This is a genomic window from Bordetella muralis (assembly GCF_965139205.1).
Taxonomy (GTDB): domain Bacteria; phylum Pseudomonadota; class Gammaproteobacteria; order Burkholderiales; family Burkholderiaceae_B; genus Bordetella_A; species Bordetella_A muralis.
This window is the reverse complement of sequence record NZ_CBCSIU010000004.1, coordinates 13,392-28,187: the sequence shown is the minus strand read 5'-3', so window position 1 is coordinate 28,187 and position 14,796 is coordinate 13,392. Positions and strand designations below refer to the sequence as shown.

The following is a 14,796-nucleotide window of genomic DNA, read 5'->3' as shown; positions in this document are numbered from 1 at the left end:
GAATACGGGCGCTGCGGTGCCTGCCTGGGGCAATACCGGCTTAAAAGGCGCCCGTACTTCAGCATCAATTTTTCCCGCCCAGCACCAACCCCTCACGCCGGGGATCGGCGCCGCCGGTCAAGACGCCGCGGTCCATCACGATCCCCTGGATACCACTGGGAAACTCCGTCACCTTGACCTCATGCCCCTTGGCTCGCAGCAGCGGCGCCATTTCTGCCAACGCGGTTCCCTGCTCCAGCTCGGTTGCCTGATTGCGGCTGCCCATGTTGGGCAGTGCGATCGCTTGTTGGATATCGAGATTCCAATCCAACACACCGACCAAGGTCTTGGCCACGTAGTTGATGATGGCACTGCCGCCTGGCGATCCTACTGCCATATATGGCTGGCCATCGCGAAACACGATCATCGGCGCCATGGAGCTGCGCGGCCGTTTGCCGGGCTGCACACGATTGGCCACAGGTCGGCCCTCGGGGTCTTGAAACGACATCGAGAAATCGGTCAGTTCATTGTTCAACAGAAAGCCTCTGACAAAGATCTTGCTGCCGAACGCGGACTCTATGGTATTGGTCATCGACAGCACGTTACCCTGGGCATCCACGACCACCACGTGGGTGGTGGATGGCAGCTCCAGAGCATCATCCTGTGCGCGCTGCGATAGGAGTTTCGCAGGATCGCCCGGCAATGCGGTTCCCATGCTGCGATCGAGATGAATCAGCGTGGCGCGTTGTGCCAGATACGCCGGATTCAACATGGCCTGCACAGGCACCCGCACAAATTCCGGGTCGCCGACATAGAACCCTCGATCGGCATAGGCCAGGCGGCCCGCTTCGGCGAAATAATGCACGGCCTGCACGCTGTTCGGCCCCAACTGATTCATGGGGAAATGCTGCAAAATGCCCAGCATCTGCAACACCGCCAATGGCCCGCTGCTGGGCGGCGGCGCACCACACAAACGATATTCCCGATAGTCGCCGCACACCGCATCGCGCACTCGCGCACGATAGCCCGCCAGGTCTGCCACGCTCAGATCGCCCGGACTCGCATGACCGCGAACCGCCGCTACGATGTCGCGCGCGATATCGCCGTGATAGAACGTATCGGGCCCTTTGTCGGCGACACGGCTCAGGACGGCGGCATAGTCGGGATTCTTCAACACATGCCCGACAGGCCAGGGCTTTCCCTCCGCATCCAGGAAATAGCGGGCTGCGGCCGGCTGAGCGGCCAGTGCGTCACGCGACTCGCTGATCTGCGCATGCAATCGGGGAGAGACAGCGAAACCTTGCGTCGCCAGCTCAATGGCGGGTTGGAATAGCGAACGCCATGGCAATTTTCCCTGTTGCCGATGTGCGAGCTCCAGGCCACGCAGCAGACCGGGCGTCCCGACGGATCGGCCATTGTTGACGGCTTGGGCAAACGGCAGTGGTTTGCCGTCGCGCAGGAAACGATCGGGACGCGCGGCCGCAGGCGCAGTTTCCCGGCTATCGTAGACGCGCAATTGCCGATTCGCGGCGGCATAGTGCACCAGAAAACCGCCCCCGCCGATGCCCGAGGATTGCGGCTCGGTCAGACCCAGTACCAACTGGGCTGCGATGGCCGCATCGACGGCGCTGCCGCCTGCTTGCAGGATGCGATACCCTGCCTGGGTCGCCAGCGGATTGGCCGTCGCCACCATCAGGTCCTGGGCGGTGACGGCCTGCCGCGTCGTGTAGCCGGAGGCGATCTCGGGGTTCAGATTTTCGTGGGTATCAACGGCAACCTGCGCCACGGCAGTGCTCGACAAGGCGGCGATGCATACCGCCAGGATGCTTTTTCTGATCGACATCAAGGTCTCTCCCCAGCCCATAGTTGCGGCAAGCGTGTCACTTGGAATGCGCGGCGATCGCTCCGGGGCGTTTTAATCAAAGCATCACCGAACCACCACATCGAGTCACAACACCGGCGCACGCGCCCCTTCGGGCACATTATCGCAATAGAATGGGGCGTTTTCGCTCTCCCCTTTGCCATGCGCCTTCGACACATCGAAATTTTCGAGGCTATACGCCGCACCGGTTCTTTGACCGAGGCGGCCGCGGCGCTGCACATTTCTCAGCCGGCAGCCAGCAAACTGCTCGCGCATGCCGAGATGCAATTGGGATTCAAGCTATTCGAGCGCGTCAAGGGCCGGCTGGTCGCCACACGCGAGGCCGAGATCCTGAGCCCGGAGGTCACCCGGCTCAATCAAGACCTCAATAGCGTACGCAGACTGGCGGCGAGTCTGCGGGAGCGCCCGCACGGCCACATCCGCCTGGGGTGCGCGCCCGCTTTGGGACTGGGCCTGCTGCCGCAAGTGGTGCGTGCCAGCCGCGATAAACAGCCGGGTATCACGTTCGACATTCATACCTATCACAGCGCCGAACTGGTCCAGGGGCTGTTGAGCCGCGAACTCGATCTGGCCGTGACATTCGACATGCAGGACTACGCGGGCCTGACCCGCGCGCCGCTGGGCCATACCGAATTGGTGCATCTGGGCCGCAAATCGAACGGCGGCAAAACGACGCGTCTGTCCGATCTGGTCGACGACACCTTGATTGTGCTGGACTCTCGCGATGCCTCAGGCACGCTATTGCAAATGGCCTTGGACGCACAAGGCCTGAATCCCGACGTGGCGATTCAGGTGCAAACTCACTATGTGGCCTGCGCCCTGGCCGAGGCAGGTTGTGGCGAGGCCATCGTCGATGCCATCACCGTGCGAGCCATGCTGCGTCCCGGCATGGTGGTACGCCGGCTGGACCCGCCGCTGAAAGTGCCTCTCAGCATTCTGACGCGCACGCAGGATCCTTTGTCCAACCTGCACCGCGAATTCATCGAACAGCTGCGCGAGGCCTGCGAGGCACTGTCGCAGGCCGATCCATCGCATCCATAAAGGCGGATCGCGTGGTGGAGCATTGCTGCCAGTGCCGTTGTTGTTGCGGTCCAGGGGTGGGGTATCGAGTGCTATTGGACGTCGAAGCGGGGCAGTGACCGTGGCATCGGGGATGAACAGAAGATCTCTCGAGCGACGGTTTCTTATCGATCAGCAGGAGATTGTTCGCACCACGATTTCGCGATATCCAACGATGGGCGACGCCTCTTCGCTCGCTCTGCATATCCCGATGTCCTACGCGTAGTGACGTTCTACGTACCATCGTTCTATGCGTCATGACGCTCTACATCTCATCATACGTTCCATACATCATCGTCGCATGCATCGACTCTAGCCAAGCAGATCTTCCAACCAGGCACCACGCCACCCCGCCGCATGCCCGGACTGATCGCCATTTTCGGGGGTGCAGGGCACCCGAAAATGGCAGCCCTGCAAGACCTTCCTCCTTGCCAACGCGGCTGCAGAAAAATGCCAAGCAAGACAACCGTGCCGGCGATGTCATGAGCTTGAATTACTGCGAGTCGAGCCGAGGCAATCGGGCCGGGAGGGCGCCTCAAAGCCGAGTGGAGCGGACACCGTAGGGAGCGCGAAGGCGCGGACGAGGTGAGCGAACACGGTGTCCGGCGCCCGCGCGCCGGACCGGCTTTGTGAAGCCCTCACGGCCCGATTGCCTCGGCTCGACGTCCATAAGCACACAAACTCCCTCCACACCGAAACCACTGACGAAATCCACGCATCATGGATACACCTCCAGCTCTGGCGGTTCATACGCCCGTATCGGCGGCACCGGCCCATCGTAGCGCTCGAGTTGCACAGCCGTCAGTTGCCCCGTGCACCCTTGCGCCAATGAAGACGTGCCGACGTCTCGCGTCAGCATATTGGGATTGCCGTGCACACACATCGGGCGCTCGGCCGCCGGATCCAGCGGATCGAACCACGCTCCCGTCGGCAATTGCACCACCCCCGGCATGATGCTATCGGTGACATACGCGGCCGCCAAACAAGCGCCACGCGCGTTAAACAAACGCACGATATCGCCGTCAGCGATCAGGCGGCTCTGGGCGTCAGTCGGATGCACTCGGCACACTTCGCGGCCATGGCGCTTGGATGATGCGCTATGCAGGCCAAAATCCAATTGGCTATGCAATCGGGTCGCGGGCTGGTTCGCCACCAGATAAAGCGGATGCTCATTATCAGGAGCGTCCGTAGGCTCGATCCAGGCCGGATATCCAGGGCAGTCACGGTAACCAAACGACGCCACGATCGGCGAGCTGATCTGGACCTTGCCGCTAGGCGTAGGCAGAGGATGCCGATCCGGATCCTCGCGAAACGCACGCAGCATTCCACCATCATCCGGCGACTGCGGCAAAACCAACTCACCGCGCTGCCAGAAGGCATCAAAATCCGGAGCATCCTCGCCGCGTTCGGCCAATGCGGCACGCGTCGTTTCATAGATATGGCGCAGCCACTCACGGCTGCTGCGTCCTTCTGTAAAAGCCTCGCGCCGCCCGAGCCGTTCTGCCAGATCGGCAAAAATCTCGTAATCATCCCGAGCCTGCCCCACCGGCGGTGCGATACGGTGCATCGCCACCATCAACGGATCCGTGGGTGTAGCGCCAATATCCTCGCGTTCCAGCGTCATCGTGCAGGGCAAGACAATATCGGCATGCCGAGCCGTCGCGGTCCAGACGCATTCGTGCACGATGAACGTGTCGAGCGTGCGGAACGCCTCGCGCAGACGCGTCAGATCCTGGTGATGATGAAATGGGTTCCCGCCGGCCCAATACGCCAGGCGCACATGGGGATATCTCAAACGCTGACCGTTGTAGTCGAACGTCTCGCCGGGATGAAGCAGCATATCGGCAATACGCGCCACCGGGATATAGGCGTCTACGCTATTACGCCCCTGGGGGAACGCTGCAATCGGTACGGCATTGTTGCGCTTGCCGTAATGCGCCAGCGTACCCAGAGCGTAGTTGTATCCCCCTCCTGGCACGCCCAGCTGACCCAGCGCCGCAGCCAACACCACCCCTAGCCAGACGGGTTGCTCACCATGCTCGGCACGCTGCAGGGAATGAGACACCACCACCAGCACCCGCTTGGATGCCAGCGAGCGGGCCAACGCAATGATGTCGGTCTCGACGAGACCCGTCACGCGTGCGGCCCAGGCGGCATCCTTGGGCTGACCATCGATCTGCCCCGATAGATATGCCTCAAAATTTTCCCAACCGTCGCAATAACGCGCGAGAAACTCGCGATCATGCAGATCCTCGCGAACCAATACGTGCAACAGCCCCAGCATCAACGCCGTATCCGTTCCCGGCCGCACAGGGAGCCAACGGGCCTGCGCCTCCTCGGGCAAATCCTCACGCAATGGACTGACGCAAATAAAACGGCAGCCGCGGCGTGCAGCGCGGCCCATCGCCTCGCGTTCAATGTGGCGACTGATCCCGCCGCTGGCCACCTGGGTATTGCGTACAGCCATGCCGCCGAATGCCAACACGACCTCGGTATGCTCGACGATCTGCTCCCACGTCACATTGCGGCGGGCGACAGCATCCAGCGGCCCCAATACGTGCGGCATGATGACCGCCGATGCACCGGCACTATAGTTATTGACGGAACGGACATAACCGCCCAGCGCCGTATTCAGGAATCGATGCACTTGGCTTTGTGCATGATGGAACCGCCCGGCGCTGGACCAACCGTACGAGCCCCCAAAAATACTTTCCAACCCATACACGTCGCGCTGGCGTTGCAACTCGCGTGCGACCAGATCCAACGCCTCGTCCCACGACACCTGCACGAATGTGTCGTTGCCGCGTGCACGATCCGCACCTGGTCCTCGCGTCAACCATCCCCGCCGCACCATGGGCGCCGTGACTCTGGCCGGATGACGCAATGCGTTGGTGAAGTTATTGATCAGCGGACTAGGATCCGGATCGTCCGGATGCGGACGCACCTTGACATGACGGCCATCGAAGCTCGCATAAAAGGTTCCCCAGTGAGAACTATGTGAGCCTTCGCCAGCACCATGAGCAACGAAAGAACGGGAACGAGGAGCAGACGCCATGACGCGATGTACCTGAAAAGAAAGACAAGCCAGCCCATCGGACTGGCTTTGCAGCGCATCTATTCTGCACGCATGTCAGCTTGTTGAACCAATTTTCCCCATTTTGCGCGCTCCGTTGCCATCAACTGGCCAAACCCGTCGGGCGTGCTCGAAGTCGCCTCCATGCCCCCGGCAGCAAGCCGATCACGGACGTCGGATTGAGCCATGACCTCGACCAATGCCTCGTTGAGCTGCTTGATGATCGGCGCCGGTGTGCCCGCGGGAGCCACAATACCGTACCAATTCATCAGATCGTAACCCGGGACACCCGCCTCGGCCATCGTCGGCGTTTGGGGAAATAGCGGCGAGCGTTTCGATGTCGTGACGGCCAGCAGGCGCAGTTTGCCCGAGTCGATCATCCCCTTGGCTGTGGGGTCGCAGAAGGTCAACGGCACCAACCCCGCCATCACATCAGTCAAGGCAGGCGTCGTGCCCTTGTACGGCACGTGCATCATCTTCAGACCCGCCATCATCTTGAACTGCTCGCCGGCGATCTGCCCAATGGTTGCCACACCACCCGAGGCATAATTGATTTGCGCATCCGTTTTTTTTGCCGCGTCGATCAGGTCCTGAACGGTTTTATAAGGCGTATTGGGCGAGACCACGAGCAGATTCGGCATCGTCACCAATGTGCTGATCGGCGCAAAATCCTTGCTGGGGTCGTAATTCAATTTACGCATGTTCGGCCAGATGGTGAACGAACCCGGCGTGGCGATGTACAAGGTATAGCCATCCGGCGCGGACTTGGCGACATACTCGGTTGCCGTCAGGCCCCCTGCGCCGGGACGATTTTCTACGATCACGTTGGCCGACAATTTAGCCGCCAGCCCCGGCGCCACAGAGCGCGCCAGCACATCCGCCCCGCCGCCGGGCGGAAACCCGACAACGATGCGTACAGGACGGCCTTCGGCCGGAAAACCCGCTGCCTGCACGCTAGGAGCAACAGCAGCAAATGCGGTTGATACGATGGTTGCGGCCAGCATCATGCGGCCAGTGATAGTCACCAGGCTATTCATTGGAAATTCCCCTTGATATATAGAACTGGCGCAATGTCGTGGATCGCGCCTGACTTGCACCTGTCAGTGCCAGGATGGGACGGGTGTTGTCCCCTCTCGCCACTCCCAGGCTACAAATGCGAGACGCTCGCCAGTGTGCACGACAGGATCCGATCGCAAGCCGATCAGGATGCCTTCGCGTGGCATGGGCGCCACCGGTGTCACGGTGCCATCGAGCGCGATGACATCGCCCAGGGATTCCCCTCGGGATACGCGGTCGCCCGCGCAGAAACGCGGGACAAAGAGGCCGCCTTCGTCTGCCGTGATCCAGCCGCGCTGCGACACCAACCTCAACGACGGTGCAGAATCTGCTGGTGCCGGTGCGCCGGGCAGAATCCCCATGCTGCGTGCAAGCGTACGAAAACCGACCTCGGCGCGTTCGATATTGTCAGGCTGATAGCGATTGCCCGCCCCCAATTCCAGCATGAAGGCACAGATTCCGGCGTTCAGGCACTGATAATCCAGCGCACCGGCAATGTTGCCGGGCAGCTCGCCCTTGCCGCTGACATCTTGACGGCAGGCCAATGTAGGAAAGAACGGCGCCATCGCTGCGAGCAGGTCGTCTTCTTTGACCTGGTCGTTAGGCGGCGTTTTGTACACGGCGTAGGGACGCGAATCGAACAGCGGATTCATCGTGTGCAGATTGATCAGAACGTCTGCTACACCACATATTTCCTGCATCAGCACGTGTGCAACTCGTTCGGTAATCATGCCGTCGGCCTTGCCTGGATACGTTTGATCCAGATCCAGCTCATCGTACGGATTGCGTTTGCGGCGTGCGTCCAGCGCCTGGGGATTGCCCGTGGGCGTCACGACGAGATTGCCCGACATGGCCGATGGGTCCAGGCTGTTGGCAAAGCGCAATGCCGCTACCATGCCGTTGATTTCGTCACCATGCACCTGCCCATGCAGCCACAACGTGCGTCCTGGACGCGCGCCTCGCACGGCGATATAAGGCAGAGATACCTCTACGCCGGAAGCCATGGACCCGACCCGCAACTTGCCACTGCGGCGTGCGCCGCCTTCGCTATTTGCCAACCACTGACCAATGCTGCTCACGCTTTGCTCCTTGAAATTCCGTAGGTGGATCGCTCGCGATTGAAGGTGTCAAACGCTTGCCCGAGGTCCGCAATCAAATCGTCAGGGCTTTCCAGACCGATATGCAGACGCACAATGCAACCGTGCCCTGACCAATCGGTCACGCTGCGCGCGCTGGGCAAATCCGCGGACGTCACCAGGCTTTCGTAGCCGCCCCATGAGGCGCCCAGCCCGAACAGTTCCAGACTATCGATCCATTGATCTGCGGCGGCGCGTGTCACCAGCGGCTGAAACTCGAACGACAGCAGGCCGTTCGTGCCCGTGCAATCGCGTTTCCAGATGTCATGTCCCGGGTGTTCGGGCAATGCCGGACAAAACACCGAGCGGACCTCAGGACAGCTTTGCAGATAGCTCGCCACCCGCAATGCATGTTGCTCGTGCATGGCCAGGCGCGCGGCCAGGCTGCGAATGCCACGCAAGACCAGATAGGCATCGTCGGGACTCACCGTCATGCCGAATGCATCACTACGCGCCGACAACGCGGGCCATGCTGCCTCGGTGGTCGCGACCGTCCCCATCATCACGTCGGAATGGCCGCTGAGATACTTGGTCGCCGCCATGACAGATACATCAGCGCCCAATGCCAGAGGGCGATACTGACAGCCCGAGCCCCACGTGTTGTCGCAAACCAGCAGCGCATCATGACGATGCGCAATATCGGCCAGCCTCGGCAAGTCACACATCTCGTAGACCAATGAGCCGGGACATTCAGCATAAATCATGCGCGTTGCCGGTTCGATTTTGTCCTCGACATCCGAGCCGTCAGCCGCAAAGAACGTGCAACGGATCTGGTAAGGCGCCAAAAAAGATTCGGCCAATTTACGCGCAGGCTCATACACTGCGTCCGACATCAATAGATGGTCTCCGGGCTTGAGATACGCGAGCAGCGTCATCGCGATGGCGGCAAGACCGGTGGGAAACAGCTTGGTGCGATAAGCGCCCTCGAGTTCGCTCACCGCGTCTTCCAGCGCGAAGCCCGTCGGATTGCCTCGCGCACCATAGGTGAATACACGTTCCCCCGAGCGTCGCGCACGCATGTCCCGCTGCTGAGCGACATTGTCAAACACGACGGTGCTGGCACGCACCACGGGAGGGTTGACGGGTGATCCTCCTTCATAAACGGGCGTTTTTCCCGTGTGCACCATGCGTGTCTGTAATTGCCGTTGCGACATGATGTCTTTCCTGTGCGTAGCGAGATGAAGACAGATATGGATCAGGCATCGGCCTGAAACGATGGCAAGCGAAACTCGGCCTTCTCGAATTCATCGAGTTGCGCGATGAGGTTGATTTCCCATTCCAGATACTGGCGTGCCGCAGCCTTGTTGCCGCTGTGCCGGTCATGGACAAAGAACAAGTAATCAATGCACTCGCCATCCGCGGGTGACTGCGGGCTGGACTGTACGGGCAAGCCCGCGTCGACCCAGGCCTGCAATCCGCCCGCTAACACGTTTACCGACATGCCGAGCCCATCCAGCTCTGTCGCTGCGCAGGCAGCAACACCAGGTTCGTCGGCCACCAGCACGACAGGCGCGTCGATGCCTTGCAGATCGGTCACAAGACGCGGCCGTATCGACCAACGCGATCCGGGAATGTGCGCCTGGCGAAAACGCATGCTGGCGCCCACATCGATGACCATGGGAGGTGCAGGCTGACGCAATTGTTCTGCTAGCGTTGCCGCGTCGATCAACGAGGGTTGAGGCATGCCGGGTGAAGCAGGCGCTGCCAATGTCAAACCGCTCGCCAGTCCACCGTCCAATACATACACATCGTGTCCCAACTGGCGCAGCCAACTGGCGACAACCGGTGCTCGCACGCCATCATCGTCAAACAAAACCAATCGTGCGCGACGTACACCGATGTACTGATCAGTGGCCTGGATCAGTTGACCGCCAGGCGTGTGCACAGCACCAGGCAAGGTGCCGGCTGCGTACTCTTCGGGCGTGCGGACATCGCACAAGAAAAGCGATCGCTGCGCATCCTCATCCCAGCGCTGTACGGTCGACGTATCAACGGTCGGCACCTCATAACGTTTCGCCAGTTCCTGGACGGACCGTCTGATAGCCGGCAGATCATCGCTCGGCTCGCCATAACGCCGGCTCGCGCCATGGTCCAGAACCAGATCGTCCAACATCCAGCCCTGCGTACCGCTTTGCAACGCGGACACGCGGTTGGGTAGACCCAGGTTGATCAAGGTCTGCGCGCCGATGATGCTGCGCGTGCGGCCGGCACAATTGATCACGATATGCGTTCTGGCGTTCGGCACGATACGCTGCACGCGATAGGCCAACTCACCGTTCGGACAACTCGTCGCGGTCGGGATCGACATCTTGCGATATTCCGCATACGGCCGGCCGTCCAGTACGACAACATCCTCGCCCGACTGCAACATGGCATTCAACTCGGTGGCAGTCACATGCGGCGTCTCGTAGATCTGCTCGACCAACTCGCCAAAGGCCTTGGATGGCACGTTCACGCCGGCAAACAAGATATAGCCCGCGGCTTGCCAAGCCGCTGTTCCTCCGTCGAGGATGTGCACGTTGGAATAACCCAGTTCGGTCAGTCGTTGCGCCGCAGCCTGGGCTACGCCGTGTCCATCATCATCGTAGACCACCGTGCGCACTTGTTTGCGCGGCGCCAGGCGCTGCACGTCCAGTTCCAATCGGCTGTACGGCAATGTGATGCCATAGAACAAGTGAGACTCACCATATTGCCCATGCTCTCGTACATCAAAAAGCGCAATCTCAGCGCCGTCATGCAACCAGGACTTCAGGGTTTGCGCGTTAATTAAATGCATGTTCCGCAACGAAAAGATGAATGAATGAAAACCAGCTGTGATCAGCGGCGCGTCTGTACGCCGATCGACATCGTTTCGCACGTCCCGTTTTCCAGGTCATAGCCCGTCCGCTGGGTCAACGTTTCCAACGCACGTCCGTACAGATGCAAATGACGGATGACCTGCCCCGGCAGAATCTCCACCGAATGAATGTCCTCGGGCATCAACGCGATTCCCGTTCCAGGCTCGACCATGACCTGGCCAGACTCTCGCAACTGGGCACGGCCCGGCACGCTGCCATCGTCCAGGCGCTCATAGACCCGATTGAGCTCGACGCCCTCGACGGCGCTGATACAAGCCCAGGTCGTATGGTTGTGCGGCACGATGCGTTTACCCGGCCGCATGACATTGAGGTACAGGGCATAACTCTGGTCAGGTTCTTCGGAAATCAGATAGCGCGCCTGCAACTCGCCATCTTGCGGTGCAGCAAACGCCTGTTCACTCCACAATTCCCTGCGTGCGGCTAATCGATTCAGTTGCACCAGGATGGCGTCGAGGCCAGCTCGACTGAGTTCGCCCGCTTCTGCGATCTGCTTGACTTGCTCAATGGCGCTCTGTACCGCCTGGGTACGCTCTGCCGATACGCTCATGCTTTCACCCTTTGAAAAGTTTCCAAACTATGTTGATTGAAAATATAGGCGCAGGCGGAGGGCGAAACAATCTAGAATCGAGTCGAAATCGATTAGTAAAACTGATATATGCAGACGCTAGACCTCGACACACTGAGAACGCTGACCGTCATCCAGGAACAGGGCGGCTTTGCTGCGGCGGCCATTCATCTGGGCCGAACGCAGTCCGCCGTGTCGCAACAGATGCAGCGACTCGAAAGCCAGCTCGGCCGCGCAATTTTTGAGCGGCGCGGGCGGCAAAAGCGTCTGACCCCGCACGGCGAGCGGCTGCTGGACTACGCGCGGCACCTGCTATCGGTCAATGACGAAGCCTTGCGCAACCTGCAGCAAGGCAGCCTGGAGGGCGTGCTGCGCATTGGTGCGCCCCACGATGTGGCCGACAACATGCTTCCTCCGTTGCTCGCGCAAATCGCTCGTCATTCGCCGCTGCTGCAAATCGATATCCACGTGGGGCGCAGCCCGTTTTTGATGGAATCTCTGCACCGCGGCGAGATCGACATGACGATTTCCAATCGTCATGACCCCACGCTGGAGGGCGTCGTATTACGCACTTCTCCCACGGTGTGGGTCTGCTCGTCCAGCTATGTGCTGGATACCAGCAAACCTATCCCGCTTGTCCTGGCCGACGGCCCCAGCCTGTTCCGACGCCTGGCCCAGGAGGCGCTGGACGACGCCGGCATTCGTTGGTCGCCCAGCTATACCTCATCGAGCCTGATAGGAATCAAAGCAGCCCTGCGTGCCGGGCTTGGCGTGACCGCGCGAGGTATCGAGCTGATCGGAACGGATTTCCGTGTGCTGGGAGAAAACGACGGCATGCCGCGCCTGCCCGACGTTGAGTATTACTTATTCGTGCGTAATAACGTCGTGCGGCCGCTGACGCGACGGGTCTTTGACATGCTCAAGAGCAATATGCGGCTGCTGCGCAGCGCCGATCGAGAGAATCGCCCGGGGGATGTGCTCGGCAGCGGAAATCATGTCCGCTTTGCAGTCTGATCAGGCTGGTGGGAGCCTTTGCCTGAATCAGATGTACCGCTCTCTGTAACCCTCTCGAACCGCCAGGCCTGCTCGGAGAGACCAAGCCCTGACTCCCCCTTAACGTGCCGCGGCCGCCAACGGCGCGCTCGCCTTGCGCGCCTGCACGGCGATCCACTGTGCCAGCAAGGCTGCTACGGCAAATGCGATGCCCGCCCCGATCCAGGGGCCGTGACTCATCCCGGCATCCAGCAGCAGGCCGAATCCCAGTGGGCCCAGCGCCGACCCCACATCCATGCCCGAGTAGACCAGGCCATACACGGAGCCCGTCGCGCCCTTTGGCGTAACGCGCCGGATCAGCATATCTCGCGATGGGGCAGCGACGCCGGAACAGAAGCCGGCCAGACCAACGACTAATGCCGCCCAGCCAGGAGGCACCATTCCCAGGGCGAGGACGACCAAGGTAACGCCAGCCAGGATCAGCGCCACGGTGACGGTCAACTCGGTGCGCGGGTTGGCAGACACGAGAAAACCTCCCGCTGCCATCCCGAGAGCCGACGCCACCATATACCCGGACAACGCCGAGCTGGCGACGACTTTGGACAAGTCATACAACTCACCCAAGAGCGGAATCGTGTAGTTCTGAACCGACGACAGTGCAATCGACGTGAAGGCGAAAAACAGAAAGGCGCCCCACAATGCGGGCTTGGCCAGCAAAGTCATCAAGGTCGTCAATACACTTTCTTGAGGGGCAGGCGTGCTCGCCGTTGCTTTGGCCTGAACCGTGTCGGATGCAGAAGTCTGCCCCCCCAACAGGTCGCGTCCCACGATCGCCAGCAGCAACACCACAGCCACCAGGCCCGCTGCGCTGAACGCCGCCACCCGCCAGTCGGCCAATAGGGTGATCGAGGTGATGAAAACCGGCGTCAACGCCCATCCCAGGTTCCCCGTCAACCCATGCGTGCTGAAAGCATGGCCCAACCGTGCCGGACTGACGCGATGGTTGATGATGGAATAGTCCGCGGGGTGGAATACCGAGTTGCCGATGCCGCCGAGCACCGCTGCTATCAATAGCATCAGGTAACCGTTGGCCGAGCCGATCAAGACGCCCGACAAGACAAAGCACGTCAGGCCGAACCACAGCACAGGTCTGGCGCCGATCCGATCCACCACAAAACCGGACGATGCCTGGCCTATGCCCGAAACGACATAAAACGTCGAGACCAGCAGGCCGAGCCGAGCAAAATCCAGATCAAACGCCGTGCCCAAGGATACATACAGCGAGGGCAGCACCAATTGAAAGAAATGCGACGAGGCGTGCACGACACCGATCAACAGGATCGTCAGCCAATCGCGGCGGCGAAGATCAGGGGAATCCAGCGTAACGGTATCTGCGGCGGAATGCATGGCAAGCAAAACTCATCTCAACGCAAAAGGCGCGGCTCGCGCAGCGCCACTGCGTAAATATCATTGTCGAGATCTCAGCCGCGATATCGGGTTATTGAATTCGCCGCGATGCCGGAATCTCAACCCTCCTTAAAACCTGGCTTGTCTATTGAGACTTTTCACGAATGGCAGGCCAGGCGCGTTGCAGGTAATAGAACATCGACCACACCGTCAACACGGCCGCAATCACAATCAATATATCGCCCAGGAGCCGGCTGGACATCCCGAACAGCTGTTGATCGTAGAGCAGGCACGGGATAGCGACCATCTGCGCAGCGGTCTTGAATTTGCCCAGGCGATGCACGGCGACGCTGGCGCTGGCGCCGATCTTGGCCATCCATTCCCGCAATGCCGAAATCGTTATCTCGCGCCCGATGATGATTAGCGAAATAAAGGCGTCTACCCTGCCGAGATCGAGCAGGACGATGAGCGCGGCGCAGACCATGAGCTTGTCCGCTACGGGGTCCAGAAATGCGCCAAACGCCGAGGTCTGGTTCCAGCGGCGGGCCAGCCAACCGTCAAACCAGTCGGTCAGGGCGGCAATGATAAAGGCCCAGGCGGCCAAGGTGTCGCGGGCAGGCTCAGCCATCCAGCTACTGGGCAGATAAAACAGCCCCACTACCAGCGGGATCATGGCGATACGCAGCCACGTCAGGATAATCGGCACATTGATTGGCATAATGAACGTATGCTACATCACCGGCGTGAAAAACTCTTGGCAGGACGCGCCAGGGTGGGGAAATAGCCAG

At 60.5% G+C, this 14,796-nt stretch carries 11 protein-coding genes; 2 read left to right on the top strand and 9 right to left on the bottom strand.

Going from position 1 to position 14,796, the window contains the following annotated elements; translation table 11 throughout:
- Positions 1-64: 64 nt before the first annotated feature.
- On the bottom strand, positions 65-1,822 hold the full coding sequence (gene ggt / locus ACNA0I_RS08545; protein ID WP_415805658.1) for a gamma-glutamyltransferase: 1,758 nt from the start codon (positions 1,820-1,822) through the stop codon (positions 65-67).
- Positions 1,823-2,002: 180 nt separating this feature from the next.
- On the opposite strand from ggt, the gene ACNA0I_RS08540 reads away from it, so the two are divergent.
- Positions 2,003-2,902 carry a LysR family transcriptional regulator gene (locus tag ACNA0I_RS08540; RefSeq protein ID WP_415805657.1) on the top strand — a complete coding sequence of 300 codons (900 nt, stop codon included), beginning with the start codon at positions 2,003-2,005 and terminating at the stop codon, positions 2,900-2,902.
- Positions 2,903-3,638: 736 nt separating this feature from the next.
- Here ACNA0I_RS08540 and ACNA0I_RS08535 read toward each other — a convergent pair.
- The 6 genes from ACNA0I_RS08535 to ACNA0I_RS08510 form a co-directional block, all read right to left on the bottom strand.
- On the bottom strand, positions 3,639-5,975 hold the full coding sequence (locus tag ACNA0I_RS08535) for a molybdopterin guanine dinucleotide-containing S/N-oxide reductase (RefSeq protein WP_415805656.1): 2,337 nt from the start codon (positions 5,973-5,975) through the stop codon (positions 3,639-3,641).
- A 59-nt stretch (positions 5,976-6,034) separates the two neighbouring features.
- Positions 6,035-7,030, bottom strand: a complete 996-nt coding sequence (locus tag ACNA0I_RS08530) for a tripartite tricarboxylate transporter substrate binding protein (RefSeq protein ID WP_415805655.1) — start codon at positions 7,028-7,030, stop codon at positions 6,035-6,037.
- A gap of 63 nt (positions 7,031-7,093) precedes the next feature.
- Complete coding sequence (locus tag ACNA0I_RS08525) at positions 7,094-8,128, bottom strand: M14 family metallopeptidase (RefSeq protein WP_415805654.1); 1,035 nt, start codon at positions 8,126-8,128, stop codon at positions 7,094-7,096.
- Positions 8,125-9,339, bottom strand: a complete 1,215-nt coding sequence (gene metC / locus ACNA0I_RS08520; RefSeq protein ID WP_415805653.1) for a cystathionine beta-lyase — start codon at positions 9,337-9,339, stop codon at positions 8,125-8,127. Before metC ends, ACNA0I_RS08525 begins: the two co-directional genes overlap by 4 nt.
- Before the next feature lie 41 nt (positions 9,340-9,380).
- Positions 9,381-10,961 (bottom strand): rhodanese-like domain-containing protein, encoded by a 1,581-nt coding sequence (locus ACNA0I_RS08515; protein ID WP_415805652.1) that lies wholly within the window; start codon positions 10,959-10,961, stop codon positions 9,381-9,383.
- Between the two features lie 41 nt (positions 10,962-11,002).
- A complete protein-coding gene (locus tag ACNA0I_RS08510) occupies positions 11,003-11,590 on the bottom strand; it encodes a cysteine dioxygenase family protein (RefSeq protein ID WP_415805651.1) in 588 nt (195 codons plus the stop codon).
- A gap of 108 nt (positions 11,591-11,698) precedes the next feature.
- Between ACNA0I_RS08510 and ACNA0I_RS08505 the strand changes: the two genes are divergently transcribed.
- A complete protein-coding gene (locus ACNA0I_RS08505; RefSeq protein ID WP_415805650.1) occupies positions 11,699-12,622 on the top strand; it encodes a LysR substrate-binding domain-containing protein in 924 nt (307 codons plus the stop codon).
- A gap of 99 nt (positions 12,623-12,721) precedes the next feature.
- Here the strand turns inward: ACNA0I_RS08505 and ACNA0I_RS08500 are convergent, their stop codons facing one another.
- Positions 12,722-14,008, bottom strand: a complete 1,287-nt coding sequence (locus tag ACNA0I_RS08500) for an MFS transporter (protein ID WP_415805649.1) — start codon at positions 14,006-14,008, stop codon at positions 12,722-12,724.
- A 145-nt stretch (positions 14,009-14,153) separates the two neighbouring features.
- Positions 14,154-14,726: a CDP-diacylglycerol--glycerol-3-phosphate 3-phosphatidyltransferase gene (gene pgsA / locus ACNA0I_RS08495; RefSeq protein WP_415805648.1), complete on the bottom strand. Its 573-nt coding sequence runs from the start codon at positions 14,724-14,726 to the stop codon at positions 14,154-14,156.
- Between the last annotated feature and the right edge of the window lie 70 nt (positions 14,727-14,796).